Annotated in this window: 18 protein-coding genes and 1 riboswitch; of the genes, 3 read left to right on the plus strand and 15 right to left on the minus strand. The window is 50.9% G+C overall.

Translation table 11 applies throughout. From position 1 onward, the window contains the following. Positions 1 to 151 precede the first annotated feature (151 nt). Genes BR86_RS0111450 through BR86_RS0111475 form a run of 6 tightly spaced genes read right to left on the minus strand, consistent with a single transcriptional unit; the run spans position 152 to position 6,007 of the window. Complete coding sequence (locus BR86_RS0111450) at positions 152 to 1,153, minus strand: D-ribose ABC transporter substrate-binding protein (protein WP_031474036.1); 1,002 nt, start codon at positions 1,151 to 1,153, stop codon at positions 152 to 154. A 46-nt stretch (positions 1,154 to 1,199) separates the two neighbouring features. Beyond that, positions 1,200 to 2,138, minus strand: coding sequence for an ABC transporter permease (locus BR86_RS0111455; protein ID WP_031474038.1), 939 nt, complete (start codon positions 2,136 to 2,138; stop codon positions 1,200 to 1,202). Beyond that, complete coding sequence (locus BR86_RS0111460; protein WP_031474040.1) at positions 2,138 to 3,622, minus strand: sugar ABC transporter ATP-binding protein; 1,485 nt, start codon at positions 3,620 to 3,622, stop codon at positions 2,138 to 2,140. The genes BR86_RS0111455 and BR86_RS0111460 overlap by 1 nt, the downstream gene beginning before the upstream one ends. A 37-nt stretch (positions 3,623 to 3,659) precedes the next feature. Then, the gene (rbsD, locus tag BR86_RS0111465; protein ID WP_031474042.1) at positions 3,660 to 4,073 is read right to left on the minus strand and encodes a D-ribose pyranase; all 414 of its coding nucleotides are present in this window, start codon (positions 4,071 to 4,073) and stop codon (positions 3,660 to 3,662) included. Next, positions 4,070 to 4,957: a ribokinase gene (rbsK, locus tag BR86_RS0111470; RefSeq protein ID WP_031474044.1), complete on the minus strand. Its 888-nt coding sequence runs from the start codon at positions 4,955 to 4,957 to the stop codon at positions 4,070 to 4,072. Before rbsK ends, rbsD begins: the two co-directional genes overlap by 4 nt. 54 nt (positions 4,958 to 5,011) lie before the next feature. Further along, on the minus strand, positions 5,012 to 6,007 hold the full coding sequence (locus BR86_RS0111475; RefSeq protein ID WP_031474046.1) for a LacI family DNA-binding transcriptional regulator: 996 nt from the start codon (positions 6,005 to 6,007) through the stop codon (positions 5,012 to 5,014). 409 nt (positions 6,008 to 6,416) lie between these two features. Continuing rightward, a riboswitch (PreQ1 riboswitch) is annotated at positions 6,417 to 6,461 on the plus strand. A gap of 235 nt (positions 6,462 to 6,696) precedes the next feature. On the opposite strand from BR86_RS0111475, the gene BR86_RS0111485 reads away from it, so the two are divergent. Together BR86_RS0111485 and BR86_RS0111490 are read left to right on the plus strand one after the other, a co-directional pair. Beyond that, positions 6,697 to 7,686: a nucleoside hydrolase gene (locus tag BR86_RS0111485; protein WP_031474048.1), complete on the plus strand. Its 990-nt coding sequence runs from the start codon at positions 6,697 to 6,699 to the stop codon at positions 7,684 to 7,686. A 119-nt stretch (positions 7,687 to 7,805) separates the two neighbouring features. Further along, positions 7,806 to 8,363 carry an ECF transporter S component gene (locus BR86_RS0111490; protein WP_031474050.1) on the plus strand — a complete coding sequence of 186 codons (558 nt, stop codon included), beginning with the start codon at positions 7,806 to 7,808 and terminating at the stop codon, positions 8,361 to 8,363. 42 nt (positions 8,364 to 8,405) lie between these two features. On the opposite strand, the gene BR86_RS0111495 is transcribed toward BR86_RS0111490, so the two are convergent. The 9 genes from BR86_RS0111495 to eutH all read right to left on the minus strand — a co-directional run bounded on the left by BR86_RS0111495 (position 8,406) and on the right by eutH (position 17,293). Continuing rightward, a complete protein-coding gene (locus BR86_RS0111495; protein WP_031474052.1) occupies positions 8,406 to 9,050 on the minus strand; it encodes an SDR family NAD(P)-dependent oxidoreductase in 645 nt (214 codons plus the stop codon). Between the two features lie 84 nt (positions 9,051 to 9,134). Further along, positions 9,135 to 10,244 (minus strand): metallophosphoesterase, encoded by a 1,110-nt coding sequence (locus BR86_RS0111500; protein ID WP_038288617.1) that lies wholly within the window; start codon positions 10,242 to 10,244, stop codon positions 9,135 to 9,137. A gap of 68 nt (positions 10,245 to 10,312) precedes the next feature. Continuing rightward, positions 10,313 to 11,224 (minus strand): MBL fold metallo-hydrolase, encoded by a 912-nt coding sequence (locus tag BR86_RS0111505; RefSeq protein WP_051684775.1) that lies wholly within the window; start codon positions 11,222 to 11,224, stop codon positions 10,313 to 10,315. Positions 11,225 to 11,264: 40 nt separating this feature from the next. Then, positions 11,265 to 11,681, minus strand: a complete 417-nt coding sequence (locus tag BR86_RS0111510) for a DUF2178 domain-containing protein (protein WP_031474058.1) — start codon at positions 11,679 to 11,681, stop codon at positions 11,265 to 11,267. Continuing rightward, a complete protein-coding gene (locus BR86_RS0111515; RefSeq protein WP_031474060.1) occupies positions 11,678 to 11,884 on the minus strand; it encodes a helix-turn-helix transcriptional regulator in 207 nt (68 codons plus the stop codon). Before BR86_RS0111515 ends, BR86_RS0111510 begins: the two co-directional genes overlap by 4 nt. 433 nt (positions 11,885 to 12,317) lie before the next feature. After that, the gene (locus tag BR86_RS0111525; protein ID WP_031474064.1) at positions 12,318 to 13,079 is read right to left on the minus strand and encodes a gamma-glutamyl-gamma-aminobutyrate hydrolase family protein; all 762 of its coding nucleotides are present in this window, start codon (positions 13,077 to 13,079) and stop codon (positions 12,318 to 12,320) included. An 85-nt stretch (positions 13,080 to 13,164) separates the two neighbouring features. Beyond that, positions 13,165 to 14,604 (minus strand): alanine/glycine:cation symporter family protein, encoded by a 1,440-nt coding sequence (locus BR86_RS0111530; protein ID WP_031474066.1) that lies wholly within the window; start codon positions 14,602 to 14,604, stop codon positions 13,165 to 13,167. Positions 14,605 to 14,857: 253 nt separating this feature from the next. After that, positions 14,858 to 16,102: a MerR family transcriptional regulator gene (locus tag BR86_RS0111540; RefSeq protein ID WP_031474068.1), complete on the minus strand. Its 1,245-nt coding sequence runs from the start codon at positions 16,100 to 16,102 to the stop codon at positions 14,858 to 14,860. Between the two features lie 42 nt (positions 16,103 to 16,144). Further along, positions 16,145 to 17,293: an ethanolamine utilization protein EutH gene (gene eutH, locus BR86_RS0111545; RefSeq protein ID WP_051684776.1), complete on the minus strand. Its 1,149-nt coding sequence runs from the start codon at positions 17,291 to 17,293 to the stop codon at positions 16,145 to 16,147. A 309-nt stretch (positions 17,294 to 17,602) separates the two neighbouring features. Here eutH and BR86_RS14780 point away from each other — a divergent pair, with 309 nt between their 5' ends. After that, entirely contained in the window at positions 17,603 to 18,127 is a 525-nt protein-coding gene (locus BR86_RS14780) for a prepilin-type N-terminal cleavage/methylation domain-containing protein (RefSeq protein ID WP_051684777.1), read from the plus strand. The last annotated feature ends 55 nt before the right edge of the window (positions 18,128 to 18,182 follow it).

The raw sequence follows: 18,182 nt of genomic DNA on the forward strand, positions 1-18,182 counted from the left end.
CTCAATCACATTTTCCATCAAAAAGCGCAGATTCACAGAAAAAGGCACCCCGCACACCGGCGGGATGCCTTTCGATTATTGTCCTATAAACTCCGAGAGAATCGGATAAGCGGATCCGGATGATCCGCATCATAACATTTTAAACTATATCTTATTTGATGTAGCTGCTTACGTTATCCTTGCTTACAAGAGTAACCTCTACCGGGATGGACTTCTCTACTGCCTCGCCGTTCATCAGCTTTGCAGCTGTATCAACAGCGGTAGCTCCCATGAGGTCCGGCTGCTGAGCGATGGTAGCCTTCATCTTGCCGTCCTGAATGGACTTCAGAGCGTCGTCGGTAGCATCGAAACCTACAACAGCGATATCCTTGTCGCCGATTGCCTCGATTGCGCCGAGTGCCATCTCATCGTTTGCAGCGAATACGCCCTTGATCTCAGCATCTGCCTGGAGCATGTTCTCCATAACAGTCATACCCTCAGAACGGTTGAAGTTACCGGTCTGGCTGGATACAACCTTCAGATTGGTGTCAGCAATGTTGTGGAAACCGGTTCCGCGGTCGATTGCTGCGGAAGCGCCCGGAGTACCCTGAAGCTCTGCAACCTTGGCATCTTTTCCTACAAGCTCTGTGAGGAACTTTGTAGCAGACTCTGCACCTGCAACGTTATCGGAAGCGATGGAGCAGTCTACTTCAACACCGTTGACAACACGGTCAACCGCGATAACCTTGATACCTGCTGCGATTGCATCCTTTACGGCCGGAGCAACGGCATCGGAATCAACCGGGTTTACGATCAGAACGCTTACCTTCTTGGAGATAAGGTCCTCGATATCGCTTGCCTGCTTTGCGGAATCATCGCCTGCGTCTACGGAAACCAGCTCAACGCCGAGTTCCTTAGCCTTTGCCTCTGCACCCTCTTCGAGAGTTACGAAGAACGGGTTGTTCAGAGTGGAAACGGAAAGTCCGATGGAACCGGATACTGCTGCTCCGGACTCCTTGGAAGCTTCAGAAGCTGCCTCGGACGCAGCAGCGGTTGTCTCTGCTGCTGCCTGTGTTGTGGACTTCTGGCCGTCTACGGTTGCTGCGCCGCAAGCTGCCATGGACATGGTCATCATTGCTGCCATTCCTACTGCGAAAAGTTTGTTGAGTTTCATGTTCTGTTCTCCTCCTAATTTATAATTAATTTATAGAACAATCCAATTATCCGCGCTTTCTGTCCGAAAGAACCGCGATAAGAATAACGATGCCCTTTACAACCGCCTGCCAGTATGAGGAGACGCCGAGGATATTCAGACCGTTATTCAGAACGGCAATGATCAGGACACCGATGAAAGTGCCGGCGATCTTGCCGCGTCCGCCGCTCATGCTGGTTCCGCCGAGCGCGGTTGCCGCGATGGCATCCATCTCGTAACTCTGCCCGAGGGTCGGCTGCGCGGAACCAAGTCTGGACAGAAGGATCAGGCCGGAAAGTGCGGCCATGCATCCGGAAATCGCATATACCATAATCTTGGTGCGGTCAATGTTGACGCCGGCCAGTTTCGCGGACTGCGGGTTGGAACCGGTCGCGTAGATTCTGCGTCCGAAGGTGGTCTTCTGGAGCAGGAAATAGAAAATGCCGAACACCAGGATGAACAGGATTACCGGGAACGGAATGCCGAAGAGGTTTCCCTTACCGATAAACTTCAGCGTAAAGCTGTCGCCGAGGTTGGAGATCGGCTTACCGTCCATGAAGATCATGGTCAGACCGCGGAATACCGTCATGGTAATCAGCGTTGCGATGAACGGCTGAAGTTTTCCCTTGGTAATCATGATACCGCTGATCACGCCGAACGCTGTGCCGAGCACTAATGCCAGAATGACAGCGAGTCCGACCGCCATGCCTCCCTTGATAAAGAATGCTGCCAGCGCGGTCGTCAGCGCAAGAATCGAGCCGACGCCAAGGTCAATGCCGCCGGTCAGAATAACGCCGGTCATACCAAAGGCGATAAATCCGTTGATGGACGACTGACGCAGCAGCGACAGGAAGTTGTCTACCGTGCGGAACTGCGGGCTGATGATACTGATACCGACAATGAGAAGGATCAGCGCGATCAGCGCGCCCATATCCTGAAGCTTTATAAGTGATTTCTTGTTATCCATTAAAGGGTTCCTCCTGTTGCAAGCGTCATGACATTCATCTGATTCGCGTCAGCCTTGCCGATGAAGCCGCTGACTTTTCCTTCATGAACGACCATAATATTATCCGACATTCCGAGAATCTCCGGAAGTTCCGAAGATACCATGATAATGGCAACTCCCTTTGCCGCAAGATCGTTGATAATGCTGTAGATCTCCTTCTTTGCACCGATATCCACACCTCGGGTCGGCTCGTCGAGAATCAGCACCTTCGGCTCGGTGAAAATCCATTTTGCAAAGACAACCTTCTGCTGGTTTCCGCCCGACAGGTTGCTCGCCTCATGCTCGCTTCCCGTGCACTTGATGTGCAGCTCACGGATTCCCTCCGCAACCAGATCCGCCTCCGCCTTTTTATTCATCACGCCGTTCTTCGAAAGGCGCTTCAGATTTGCGATGGTAATGTTCTCGCGGATGCTCTTGTCCAGCATCAGTCCTTCGATCTTCCGGTCCTCCGTGATCATGCCGATGCCGTAATTCATGGCATCCCACGGATTGCGGATATCCGCTTTCTTTCCTTCGATGAAGACCTCACCGGTTACATTCGGCATATTTCCGAAAATCGCCGTCATGATCTCGGTGCGCCCCGCGCCCATCAGGCCGGATACGCCCAGCACCTCGCCGGCGCGGACCTTAAAGCTGACATCCTGAAAGTTTTTCCCGCAGGAAAGATTCTTTACCTCGATCACGGTGTCGCCGATGGTCACATCCCTCTCCGGGAAACGCTCCCCGATCTCACGTCCGATCATCATCTTGACGATGTCATTCATGTCGGTGTCTTTGATCATCTTCGTGCCGATGTACTGGCCGTCCCGAAGAACGGTGATGCGGTCGCAGAGTTCAAAGATCTCTTCCATTCGATGGGAAATGTAGACGATCGAAACGCCCTTTTCCCGGAGGTTTCTTGCAACCTCGAACAGCACCGCCGTCTCCTTCTGGCTGAGTGCCGCCGTCGGCTCATCCATGATGATGACCTTCGCGTCAACCATGAGTGCCTTGGCAATCTCAATCATCTGCTGCTGTCCGACAGAAAGATCACTCATGACGGTCTGCGGGTTGATATCCACGCCGAGTCCGTTCAGAATCTCCTTTGTCTTTGCCCGCATGGCCTTCTGGTCACAGATACCGAAGGCGTTGTGAATCTCTTTTCCGAGGAACATATTTTCCTCAACCGTCATGTCGAATACGACATTCAGCTCCTGATGGATAAAGACGATTCCGGCTGCTTCCGCCTCCTGCGGATTCTTGTATACCACTTCCGTTCCGTCCACTTTGACGATACCGCCGTCCCTGGTGTAGACACCGGTCAGAATCTTCATCAGAGTGGATTTTCCCGCTCCGTTTTCCCCCATAAGGGCATGGATCTCACCGTCTGCGAGAACGAAGCCGGCATCCTTCAGAACAGCATTGCCGCCGAAGGATTTGTTAATGCCGCGCATTTCAATCTGCATCGTAATTCTTCCTTTCCTGTATCCAGTCCTGCTCTGCTTAAGCAAAAATGCAGCCGGACTGCAAAATAATATTCGAATACGGTGTTGTCTCGCCGCTGCGGATCACAGCCCGGCAGTCCAGCGTCTGTCTCTTCAGCTCTGCATGCGGAACAAACTCTACGGCGTCAAAACCTTTTTCGTATCTCTCAAACAGGGCACGGATCGCTTCAAGCTGCTCCGGGTTCTGTTCCCTGATCTCTTCGGCGAGAACAATCTTCTCCACCTTCATATCTTTCAGAACCTCTTCCAGAACATCGATGAATTTCGGTTCCCCGAACTTCAGTGCAAGATCGATCCGCTCTACCTCTTCCGGAATCGGAAGACCGCAGTCTCCGATGCAGATGGTGTCGGTGTGTCCCATATAAGAAAGAACTCTGGAAATATCCGCGTTCAAAATTCCGTTTCTCTTCATTTGTTCAGAACCTCCTCAACTTCCGCCGCTGTCGGCATCCCGCCCTGCGCGCCGAATTTTCCGATGGAAAGACTTGCCGCCACATTGGCATAGATCAGCGCCTTTTCCATATCATCACCGGCCGCACGCCGAACCGCAAACGCACCGTTCAGTGTATCGCCTGCGCCCGTGGTGTCCACGACATCCACTTTCCGTGCCGGAACCGTCAGAATCGTGCCGTCCGCAAGACAGGTGGAAACGCCCTTTGATCCCTGAGTGATGATCAGCTTTTCCGGATACTTTCTCAGAAGTTCCTCGGTGGATGCTCCCTCACCGAAAATCAGAACCGCCTCATGCTCGTTCGGCGTCAGGTACGTTACCTTCTCCACAATCTCCGCCGGAACATTGGCTGCCGGAGCCGGATTCAGAACCACCGGAACCCCGTGCTCGTTCAGAAGGTTCACAATATATGCCACGGTCTCCAGCGGGATCTCGTGCTGAAGGACCACCATATCCTGTGAGAGGAGCGCATCCTTCACGCCGTCGATATAGGTCCTGTCCACTCTGCCGTTTGCTCCTGCCACCACAATGATGGTGTTGTCGCTCTCGCCGACGGTGATGACCGCCGTTCCAGTGGACTCGCCTTTTACCGTGCCGATATGATCACATCTGACGCCCTGCGCCTTCAGATTATCAATCATCTTCACGCCCATCGCGTCATCGCCCACAAGGCCGAACATCTCTACATCCGCGCCGAGCTTTGCCATGGCAACCGCCTGGTTTGCGCCCTTTCCTCCCGGAATGTAGTGAAGACTGTCACCGCGAAGCGTCTCCCCTTTCTTCGGGATTCTCTCTGCCGTAACTGTCATGTCTACATTGATGCTTCCTACAACTGCAATTTTCATCATAGGTTTTCCTGCTTTCTCTTTCTGTTATGGAAAATGGTTCCGCCATCGGGCTCACTTCATTTCCGTCAAACATCCGGTTGTCTCTCTGCGAACAAGCTTTACCGGAAGTATGTTATCTTTTTCGAAGGGCTCTCCCTCGCTGTTTTTCACAATGATCTCCACTGCCATGCGTCCCATTGTGCGGATCGGCTGCTCGATCGTTGTCAGTTCCGGCGTGAGAAGTTCCGCCAGCGGAATGTCATCAAAGCCGATCAGCTGAATATCCTCCGGAACGCGAATGCCCCGGCGGAACAGGTTTTTATAGACCGAAAGAGCCACCATATCGTTCGGCGCGATAATTCCGTCCACATCCGGATATTCCCGGAGAAGAATTTCCGTCGCCTCGTCGCCGTCCTTAAAGCTGTAACCGGCATCCACTACCTGAATCCGAATGCCGTTTTCTTTCGCGGCAGCTTCATATCCGCGGTAGCGGTCACGGCCTGACGTCAGTTCCAGCGGACCGCGCATACAGACGATGCTTCTGCAGCCGCACTCCAGAAGATGCTTCAGAGCAAGGCGGCCGCCCTCATAGTGATCCGCCTGAATATAGGCAACTTCATTGCCCATGACAACGCGCCGGTCCACCACCACAACCGGAACATCCACAATGATGTTCGCGTAATCTTCGGTGGTGCTGTTCGTCATCAAAATGATGCCGTCGGCCTTCATCCGGACAAGCATCTGGATATTGATCTGCTCTTTCTGCGTGTCGTCATTCGAACTGCAGAGCAGAATCCGATATCCGTGTTTATAAGATTCTTCCTCAATGGATCTCGCAATCTCACTGAAAAATGGATTCTCAATATTCGGAACAATGACGCCGATGATATTGGAAGATTTCCGGTACAGCATCCGGGCCAGCTCATTCGGCCGAAACCCGGTTTCCTGAATTGCCTGCTGCACTCTCTTCACTTTTTCATCGTTTACATTTGCTGTTCCGTTCATAACTCTCGAAACGGTCGACGGTGAAACGCCGGCCAGCCGAGCTACATCTCGAATACTCGCCATGTGATTCCCCGCTTTCCCCCTTTTGAAACGCTTATTCTTTTCTCTGTCCGAAGTATGCCATTCCGTCGATGAAACGCGTTTCAACAATCGTATTATACCTTCTATAACCGTGAAGTCAATGGAAAAGAATGACAAAGCTGTAATTTTGTCGATTCGTTATCATTTTGTTTTTCTTCTTTTGTGCATTTTTATGGCAGATTTCTTTGAATTCTTAACAATCTTTTTCTTGCGCACAAGTTTGTGTACAAAATTCCGTACACGTTTGTTGATTTATTGACATTTCATGATTTTTCTCATACAAAGATCATCCGATGCAGCCTTCGCTGACGTCTGCAATCGGAGAAATTCTCTCCGGCTGCCGGTTTTTCTTGCATTCCCCCAAAACCTGTTGTAAACTAATCACGCTTTTGGAGCACTGGTTCGAAACCCTCCCAGTATAAAAAACTATGCAATGAAATGAGTGGAATCCCGCATCATGGATTCCGCCCGTGACCGTGACAGCGTGTCTGCGCCGTATACCACCGGCTTTGACCCGTCACTGGCGAATAAATCGGCAGAAACGGCTTTTTATACCGTCCCGCTTATCTTTGCTTATGTTTTCCGGAAGGGAACATAAGCTTTTTTTATTCCGCAGAAAGATTATGCTGATTCGGCTGAACAACATCTGAGTATTACATGGGTAAAACACGATGAAAAGAAACGTGATTATTGACTGCGATCCGGGAATTGACGACGCCCTGGCCATCATGCTGGCGCTGGAAAGTCCGGAGCTGGAGGTCGCCGGCATCACCATCGTTGCCGGAAACTGTCCCTGTGAGATGGGATATCAGAATGCAAGGAAAGTACTTCATTTCATGGACCGGATGGATGTCCCTGTCTTCCGCGGCGCGGAAAAACCGCTTCGCCGGGAGTACGTGAATGCGCTTGACACACACGGAAGCGACGGACTCGGGGAAAGTTTTCTCCCGGATGTGAAGGATTTCTCCGAAGAGACCGAAACGGCGGTCGAATTTCTCGCCCGCAGGCTCTCCGAGGGGGACTGCTCCGTCATCGCGCTCGGCCCGATGACCAATCTCGCCGAACTGATCCGGGTGGCACCGCAAAGCTTTGCGAAAGCGGAAGACATCATCTCCATGGGCGGCAATTTCAAGAGCCACGGAAACTGCTCCCCGGTTGCCGAGTACAACTACTGGGAAGACCCGGACGCCGCCCGGATCGTCTTTTCTCAGATGGCCGGACTCGGAAAAACCATCCGCATGGTCGGCCTGGACGTGACGCGAAAAATCGTCCTGACGCCGGATCTGCTGAATTATATGGAACGGCTCGACCCGAAAACCGGGGATTTCATCCGCCGGATCACGAAATTCTATTTTGATTTTCACTGGGAATGGGAACATATCATCGGATGTGTGATCAATGACCCGCTGGCAGTCGCCATCTTCCTTCAGCCGGATATGGCCGAAGGAATTGCGGCATTTACCGATGTGGTCACCGACGGCATCGCAATCGGTCAGACCGTGGTCGATGAAAAAGAGTTCTACCGGAAACCGGCCAATGCCTTCATCTACACTCAAGTGGATGTACCGGCATTCTGGACCTTATTCTTCACAAGGCTGTTTCACAGAGATGCAGCCGAGCTTCCGCTGCTGAAGACCTTCACTGACTGCTGCGGTCAATGACAGCACAGCCGAAGGAGAAACATGAATTGAAGTCAGAAAAAGGATTCTGACAGAAGGCACCATCAGAAAACATCAATCAAAAGCATCATCAGAACGCATCAAAAAGGAGAAATAGAAACATGAACAAAGGTAAAATGGCGGCAGCTGAAATCTGCCTGATCGCCCTCGCGATCTGCATCAACTATGCGGGAGGACAGCTTGCGCTTCTTCTCCGCCTTCCAATCTATCTGGATTCCATGGGAACCATCCTCATCGCCTGCATTTACGGTCCGGTGACCGGACTTCTGACACCGCTCATCTCCGGAATGCTGATGGCGCTGACCGGAGACATCTACTCTCTGTATTTTGCGCCGGTGGGCATGATTCTCGGTCTGACCGCCGGCATTGTCCACAGGAACAACAGCAGTTTCGGATGGAAGCTTGTGCTCTCCGCGTTCCTCATCACCATCCCGGGAACCGTCGTCAGCTCCATCATCAATGCGGTTCTCTTCGGCGGCGTAACATCCTCCGGCTCGACGGTTCTGGTACAGGCGCTGTCCCACACGCCCCTCGGTCTCACCGGTTCCATCTTTGCAGTTCAGATCCTGACGGATTTTCTGGACCGCGTGATCTCTCTCTATGCCGTCATGGCAGTGCTGCGCGTGCCGGTATTCCGGACAAATCTGAATAACGGATAAAATTTCAGCGGCCCGCCCGGGGCCGCTGTTCTTCTCTAATGACTACCAGATAAAATTCGACTTCAGCTGCTCTCCGTTGTCGATCAGAATGTCCTGACCGGTCATGCTGCGATTGACATTGGTGAGGTAATAACATAACTCCGCGATCTCCTCCGGCTGAGCCCAGCGGTGAAGCAGCGTCTCATTCAGGACTGCCTCCATCAGCCCCGGATCATCGATGATATGCTGATTGAGCTCGGTATAGACCCCGCCGGCGGAAATACTGTTCGCGGTCGCCCCGTACTGAGCGAGGCGAAGTGCCGTATTCTTCATGTACGTTACCACACCGCCCTTGGAGGCTGCGTAGAGCGGAAATTCCGCGCCGTTGGACGCGCTGGAAGAAGCCATGAACACCACCGAGCGGATAGACGGCTGAAATGCAAACGCCTCCGTCACGGCGATCGTCCCCTGAAGATTGATCTCGATTTCCCGCCCGCCATCCTGCACGCCGGCATTATTGACCAGAACCTCCACATCCTTAATCTCCGGAAGAGGACCGGTAATATCCGCAACCAGATGCCGGTAATTCGGATGCGTAAAGCCGGCTTCCCGCACATCCAGACCGGTCACGTCATGCCCCATCTCAATATATTTTTTTGCTGCAGCCAGGCCGATTCCCCGGCCTGAACCTGTAATCACGATTTTCATTGTTTCATTCCTTTTCGCCGTGTCTCTCTGATTCGGAAACCATATCCTTCATTTCTGTCTATATCAGTGTTTTCCGCGCACTTCTCATGGTTTCTTCGCTCCCTCGATCTCTGCAATCACATACTCGGACCGGGTTCCGGTCTTAAACAGCAGCGCCCAGTCGGCAATTCCGGACGAAACGATAAAATCCGTGCCGTTCCGGCGCTCATATCCGTATGCCCGGTCATAGGTATTGAGAAGCTTTCCCACATAGCCGAACGGAAAAAACTGCCCGCCGTGCGTATGTCCGGAGAGGACGAGATCCGCTGGTGAATCTGCCTCCGCCGCGTAATCATGCGGCTGGTGGTCAAGGACAAGGATGAACTTTGAGGTGTCAAGACCGGCCACAAGCTCCGCGATCTCTTTTCTCGACCGATTGCTTTTGTCCTTTCTTCCGACCACATAGAACCGTCCGTCGATCAGTTCACTTTCATCTTCCATCACATGAATCCCATTCTCCGCCATGACGGAGCGCAGTTCATCCGCCGAGAAGTCACGGTTTGCCATGGATCCCGCATCGTGATTGCCGAATACATACCAGACACCGTACGGAAACTTCGTCTGTCCGAGCGCTTCACACGCCCGAACGAAATCGTCTTTTTTCGACCAGTCATCCACAAAATCACCGCCGATCAGAAGAATGTCCGGTTTTTCCGACTCGATTTTCCGAAGTTCCTCCGCAAATCCGTCGCCGTCAAACGTTGCGCCGATGTGGGAATCGGAGATAAATGCCGCCCGCAGACTTCCGATATCTTTTTCGGTTGTGAGCCGGTATTCTGTTTTTATCACATGCATACAGGAGTAATATCCCCAGGTCATCGTCAGAGCCGCTGCAACAATCGCAAGCCAACCCTGCCAGAAAATCCGGGTATCACGGCCGGTGATCTTTTTTACGATTCTCATAATCAGTCCGAAAATCAGAAAAAAAGCCAGTGTATGGAGGAAAATGATGATGGCATTAATAACCGATGTCACGCGCGCAGCCAGACAAAATCCCAACAGTACCGCGCCAAATCCCATGATCCTCCTCAGCCAGATCCGGTCACCGGAAAGGCGGCGGATCAATCCGAACTTTCCAACCGTAAAGCTGAGATAGATCGTTCCGCCGGTCATTCCGAGAAACACGGCTCCCATTATCAATGCCCATACCCTCATAATATTCTTGTCCTCCTGGCTCAGGCAGGCTCGTCTGCCCGTCTATTTGAGCCGTCCGATTCCTTCATTCAGAACTCCAGCCGCATCCCCGCGTACATTTCCTCCGCCCGGTCACCGAGCATTTCATGGAGAATCGCGTACGCCCTGTCTCCGGTACAGTGTCCGGTAATGATGCGCTGAACCTTCACATCCTGCAGAGTCTCTCCAAACCGGCGCACATCCTCATCCGACGAGCGGAACAGATGGAACCCGCCGATATAGGCAAGGATCGGTGTCTCCGGATCATATTCCCGTACTTCCCGGATAATATTCGCCGCGCCGCCGTGGGAACAACTGTTAAAGATCACCATTCCGCTGTGGACATAGAACAGAAGCGACTGCTCATGAGAAAAATCGTCCGCTTTCATACACTCTCCCATCCGGCGGAACATGTTCGCCTTTTCTCCGATCTTTTCCAGACCGGAGGTGGAATGCGACAGAAGAACCGCGCCGTCCATTCCGAGCCCGCTCACATGGTCCTTCACATAGACCAGCCTGTCACGGTATCGCTCGAGCATTCCTTTTTTCGGCCCGATATATATCATTTCGTCGTCCGCATGAAGTGAATAATAGTTTTCACCGGATTCCTGACGAAGATACAGTTTTGCGGTGGGATTCATCTCAAAAAACGTCTCCAGGCCATCGGCGTGATCGTAATGCGAATGAGACAGCACCGCTGCATTTACCTTCCGCAGATCCCCCCCGAGTTTTTCGGCATTTTCCGCAAACAGTGCGCTTTGGCCGGCATCCAGCAGAATGGTGTCCCCACCATACTCCAGATATACGGACAAACCGTGTTCACAGCCGCAGTTTCCTTTCTGATGATTGTCCGCCAGCACCGTAACCTTCAGTTTTTTCTCCATACCGTCTTCTCCGTTATCTTTTTTTTCGATGTACGGCCCCTGCACCGGTGCCGATACGCCGCATCTCTCCGTTTTCACACTCACAGTTTCTCCCTTGATACAGCAAGAGACAGCAGCATCAGTATTTTTTACTCAGCACAAAGAATGTCCCCGAATAGATCAAAAGTTCCGCGCAGACGCAATAGGACAGAATCTGTGAGATCTCGTGGTTTCCGGTGATACGCATTACAATCATCAGAATTCCTGCGCCGATCAGACTGATGTACCCGGTCCAGGACCATGCCTTCATGCTCAGGAAAGAGTACCTCTCATCCGATGCGGCGATATCCACTTTTTTCTGAAATGCTTCATCCTTTCGGTAACGGATCACCTGAAACAGCCTTATCGCCCCTACCGCGATCAGACCATATCCGAATCCGCTCATTCCGTCATCCGGAATGAGGCTTCGGTCCGTCAGAATCAGCAGAAATAATCCGAGAAGAATACAAATGATGCTCCATGCCATCCTTCTGTTATTATAATACCCGTTTTTCATGACTTTTCCTCCTCATCAAACATAAAAATTTCTTCGATTGACGTCTGAAACAATACCGCCAGCGCGTGCGCCAGAATCAGCGACGGATTGTATCTTCCGCTTTCCAGCGAAATGATCGTCTGCCTTGAAACGCCGAGAGCCTCCCCGAGGGCCTGCTGTGTGAGCCCCCGCGCTTTTCTCAATTCCTCAATCCGGTTTCTCACGATTCTCCTCCATCGATGTTTTGTGTAAAGTTCACTTTACATTTTGATCATAGTGTTTCTCATCCGCAATGTCAAGTAAGCTTTACATCTTTTTTCAGACCTGACTATTTCCATCCAGATCATCCACGCTTGAAGTACGCCCTCCTGATAGCCTGACAAAGTCCGCAAGCCTTCTCCGGCTCCTCCCTCCCCTCATTCCTGAGGGGACCTCGCGGAGCATTTTTTGTGCCACAGGAAGTGCGGTACTCTTTCCCATGACAAAAAACAGTGCGGAGATTCGCTTCTCCGCACTGCCGGTTTATCATATTTTTGTCCTCCAGGCTCAAGCAGGCAAGCTTGCTTGTCTATTTGAGCCGTCAATCAAAGTTTGAAAGTTTACTTTCAAACTTTACTTCCGTTTTCCGATCCTTATCATGCGATCCGGATCGTTTTCTCAATTCTTTCTGTCACATTTCTTTTTGGAGGCCTCTATCAGGGCCCCAAAAATTTTCTGCTGTTCCGCCGAAGCAAACATCATTTCCGGATGCCACTGAACCGCAAGACAGAATTCGGGACCTCCCCCGATGACAGCCGCCTCAATCACGCCATCCTCCGAGACCGCTGCAACCGTCGTATTCTCCCCCACCGTGCGTATTGCCTGATGATGATAACTGTTCACCTCAATCTCATCTTTTCCGAAAATATCCCACAATGCGGTTCCTCTCATCAGCTTATTCTTATGAACTGCATACTCTCTCGGACTGTTGTCCATAAAATGATGCTGAAAACCGCCTTCCGCTTCCACATCCTGATACATAGTCCCGCCGAATGCGACCGCCATGATCTGAGCCCCGCGGCAGATTCCAAGCATCGGGATCCTGTGATCATATGCAAAATGTGTGATCATCAGATCCATTTCATCCCGCTCCGGAACAATCCGGCCGCACTTTCCGGTAATTCTCGCTCCGTAGTCTTTCGGATTTACATCATGACCGCCCGTGATGATCACACCGTCCAGTCTTTCCATAAACGGCGCGAGCACCTCCATATCGTTTAACCGCGGCAGGATCACCGGAATGCCTCCGGCTTTCTCCACCGCATAGATATAATCTCCCGCGACAAAATTCCAGTCCTGACCGGCAATTCCCATGTGTGAAGTCATTCCGACGGTGTCTTTCGAGTCATAATTACAGGTGATTCCGATTACCGGTTTCATTGCTTTCCCTCCATTTCCGGCCATGTCCCGGATATATTTTGTATTTCTCTGATTCTCCAGCGTGCAGACGGCTGAACAGAGTTCCTCAGCCGGCTGCATGATTTCTGTGTTCCCGTTTATTCTGTGAAGCGTGCGTACGCGCAAAAGAGTTCTTCATTTCTTCCCACTTCGGCCACATTTCCCGCTCCCATTTCACCGGGTCCGCAAAATATTCCCGTGTAAGATCCACAATCTGTTTTCCGCACCAGTACACCCCAAGCAGATTCACCAGAGTATACAGTCCCGCAAAGAAATCCACATAACTGATCAAAGCGGATATTCCGATCAGGCCTCCGCCAAGAATCAGCCCGAGCATCAGCCATCTGGATGCGTGCCCTGCATGTTCTCCGACATACCGGCGGAACATCGCTTCGATAAATTCAATCTGTGCGCAGGCGGTCGTAAAGGTGAACAGCACCACCGAGATTGTCACAAGCAGTCCGCCTCCGGTTCCCAGTGCGCTCTGAAATGCCGTAGATGTCATGACTGCCGCGTCAATCGGTTCCGTCCATACTCCGGTCGTCAAAATAACCAGACAGGTCATGGTACATACCACAATCGTATCAAAGAACACCTCGAATACCGCCCACATGGACTGCTGAATCGGATGATTCACATCCGCTACTGCATGGAGAATGGTCGTCACACCGGTTCCTGCATCATTGGAAAAACATCCTCTCGCCACACCCCAGCGAATCGACTGCGTGACCACTGCGCCGGCAAATCCGCCGATGGCCGCTCTTCCGGTAAATGCTCCCGCAAAGATCGATCCCACTGCTGCCGGAAGATTCTGAACATTCATCAGGATGACAATGACACATCCGATCATATACATTGCACTCATCAGAGGAACCAGTTTCTCGGTAACATTCAGCAGAGAACGGATTCCGCCGATGACAACAATACCGACCAGAATTGTCAGGACAACCGTGGTCGCCAGTCTCGGTGTGCCCAGTCCGACCAGATTGTCCACACCGGAACCGATCTGCGCCGATGCGGCAAGGAACAGACATACAATACAAATCACAGCATACACCGGAGAAATCCATTTCCATCCGGTTCCTTCCGTCAGATAAAACTGCGGTCCGCCTTCCCACTCGCCTTCCGGATTCAGATGGCGATACTTCATACTCATGGTTGTCTCACAGTATTTTACGATACTGCAGAACAGTCCGGAAAGCCACAGCCAGAACACTCCGCCCGGCCCTCCGTATGCAATTGCCATTGCCGTTCCGATAATATTTCCGGCGCCGAGCGTGGACGCCAACGCGCCCGTCACGGCCTTAAATCCGGAAATCTTACCCTCTTCCGTTTTCTGCCCAAAGGATTTTCCGATCGTGTTCTTCAGGATAAATCCAAGCTTTGTAAACTGCGGAAAACCTAACCGGACAGACATTACAATTCCGCCGCCCACAACCCAAATCAGCATCGGGATTCCCCAGAGCCAGTTGGTAAATGCCATAATACCGTCAAGAATCATCTGCATTTTCACTTTCTCCTTTTTGTCCTGTACTTTCTCATCCTATACCGACGGAAAGAATTACCGGAATGCCGCGCGCTGAATACAGACCGGATCTTTCTTTCCGCGTTCCTTCTGTTTCATGCTAAATCCGGCAGTTCGCTCGATGTCAATACAGAATGTCAGCACTTTCGGGAGAAAAAAAGGAGTTCAATCCATTTATCTGTAAATTTAAACCGTATCACTTATATTTCGTTTTTTTGTGATTTTTGTTTCTCTTTTACTCCCGAAAAAACCGGTCACCATAATATGCATATAGTGTCAGCGGTTCTCCGTTTACATGTTCCGTATACATATGATGCTTCAGCGTTTTCACGGCAACTCCCATCTTTTCCATATTCAACCGGAATCCGTTTTTCCGGTATTCTTCCGCAAAATCTCTGGGATCCAGCATGTGTTCCAGACCCTCCGGATATTTTTTCCTCAGACGGACTCTGCTCTCGGACTGCGGAGGAAGCCCGATGTAAGCACCGATAATTTTTGAATCTTCTTTCAGACACTCGTGAATATCCTGGATCTGACATTGTTTGTGATAGAAACCGTATTCATTTTCTCCGAAGAGCGCCAGATAAAGATCAATGCATTGCGGAGCCAGCGGAAGTGCCTCCCCCGCATCCGCAATATACAGAATATCCAGTCCCTGAAACTGTGATTCGATATTGGATTTGTATTTTTCCAATGTCTCTGCGTATTTGTCAACAATAATATACGTCACATCATGCGGAAGCGACGACAAAAAATTATACGTAAAGAAAAAACCGTTGATGTTCGCCTCAAAAACTGTTTTTCCACGCAGGTCCATTTTTTCAATCTTTTCTCTCATATAATCAGTGCATCGGAGAGCCGCTGTATTAAACTCCGATCCCGTATCATGATACAGTTTTCTCTCCAGATCCGGCATATCATGTGCACCGGTATACACGTTTCCGGTCCGGACAATGCCATTTCGAATCTCTGCACAATAACCGCATTCGCACGTCAGCGCACCGGCAATGATATATCTGGACGCGATATGCGCATCTTCAATATTCAGCTGTTTTCGGCATTTCGGGCAGTACAGCATTTCGACACAGCGCAGCGGAACGCCGCTGATTCCCTTGCTGGTACTGTTCTTTCGGATCGTAATTTCGCGTATTTCCTCATTGATCTGCGCAATGCTTTTGTCCAACTGTTCCCGCAGCATCGCGATCTCATTTTTCTTTCGCACCAGCAGTTCCAGACACTGGTTCAGCGTTGCCGGATCTGTCATACTGGCCATCCGGCGCAAAAACATGAAATTGTTGATTTCTTCCAGACTGAACTTCATTCCCTTCAACTTCATGATGAAATCCAGATCTTCCTGATCTTTCTGTGAAAAATCCATGCGGCTTCCCTGCACCTTTGGCGCAAGAAGTCCGTTTTTTACATAAAAACGAACCGTATCTCTCGAGATATCGTATAATTCACAAAATGCACCTATCTTCATTGCCGATCCTCCCGTCCTCATTATACCGATTTTCCATCGAAATCACCGAATATTTGCACTTTCGTTTAAGCGCGCTTTCCCCGGAATGCCTGCGGTCCTCTCCTTATCCCGCAAACAGGCGGAAGAGTGACATCCCACCGCTGCGGCAATCGCCATACCGGTTATTCCCGCCGCAAATTTTCCGGCAATCATCGGCATAACGCCCTGCGGATACACTGCTGAAATGTATCCCAGATGATCTCCCAGCAGAGTTTCCGCCGGCGTCAGAAATGCCAGCATCATGACAATTCCGCGATCATTCATATGCTGCAATCGTTCAAACGCGGGGATCGGATTGGCCATACCGGATATCATTCCGATCACCGCATCTTCATCGACGCGCAAAACCTGCGCCGCTCCCGAAAAAACGGCTGAAAACGATTTCCGGAGAAAATGTACCAGGGGATAGGCCCCGGAGAGAGTCAAACCGATCTCACAGATGAGCCCGATCTGTTCCCTCAGCGGACTCATCCCGGGCAGGATCGTAATCCCGGACTGTTGCTCCAGAATACCGAACACCAGCCATAAAATACCAAGCCCGGACAGGATGCGGGAAAAGGCAAGAAATGACGCAATGGTCTTCTGCGGTCTCAGGGATAACATTACCGTCAGCAGCGCAGCGGCCACCAGAACGGGAACACTTCCGCGAATCACCTTCTCCAGTGGAAGATTGCCGACCAGTCCTCCCACAAGTATGCTGACCGGTGAACAGATTATCCCGATCAGAATCCCCTTCAGGGCTATGTCACGCTTCTCAGGCGGGCAGTATCCGATTCCCACCGGGATCGTAAAAGAAATTGCCGTTCCCATCGTCGCCGCAAGAAGGACGCCGGAAATCATGCGATAATCCGGATCCCGGGTCATTTCGCGCGCAATCGAAAAACCTCCCATATCAATTGCGAGCATCATCCCGGAAAACACCGACGAATCCGATCCGATCATTCGAAACACGCCCTCAAGTGCGGGACCGATGTTTTTTCCGATCAGCGGCGCAGCGCACATGATTCCGGCCATCATCAGAATCAGATCCCCGGTTGTCCGAATCCCTTTTTCAAATTCCGTTCCATATCCGTATCTGCCATCAAAAAGGATCTTATCCGCCGCGCCGATCATCATAAACAGCATCATAATTCCAACCACAATCCCGCTCATTGTTTTCCTCCAGGTCCATTTTTCAGCACTATAAGCCGGATTGTAAAACATGGAGTTAACTCTACGTCAACCGAAACCGTTTTTTCCGGTCCGGATCCTGCTTTTTCAGTGAAATGCGGATCATTTTCCTTCTCAGAAACTTTTCAAATACAATATTCTTCCGCTCCCATCCGGCCATGCCCAGCAAAGGTATTGTGGATGTTTTCCACGCGCCGGATATGAATCAGACCTCACAATTCTCCCGATCTATGTTAGAATATAATCACGCATTTGGGGGTTAAACAAATACTGAAAAAGGAGCCTTTCACCATGTCTGAACAAAAGCGGGGTTTTACTCTTGCAGAGCTTTTGATTGTTGTCGCTGTCATCGCAGTCCTTGTCGCGGTCAGTATTCCGATTTTTTCTTCTCAATTGGAAAAATCCCGCCGTGCGGTTGACTTAAGCAACATGAAAGTTATCTCCGATGGCTTATCTGTCGCATATCTGAGCAATGACCTGACTTTTCCGAAAAACTACATTTCCGTTACGGTCTTCTCGGATGAAAAAACCGAAGGAGATGCAGCGAAGTCAACGGTAGTCTTTATCGACGGTCAGGGTGTCAGCACTGCCATGGAAGAAAAACTGAATTCACAGTTTGGGCTCAAACTTGACCAGATGAAAATCCACAGCACAAAGGCAATCTGGAAAAACGGATATACGGTTGTGATTGACAAGCAGGGAAATCTCTCCTACAGTTACGTCAAATCCAATCAGGGGTATTCTGATGTATGGAGTTTCTGGGACACCCGTTATCACGGCTTCAGTCCCATCAATGACCAGAACCGGGATTATTGATCATCTTCGTACAATGAGCGAAACACATTTCGCAAAGCCCTTTCCCTTCAACGGC

Origin of the sequence: [Clostridium] aminophilum DSM 10710, assembly GCF_000711825.1 — a bacterium.
In the GTDB taxonomy this organism is placed as follows: Bacteria; Bacillota; Clostridia; order Lachnospirales; family Lachnospiraceae; genus Clostridium_R; species Clostridium_R aminophilum.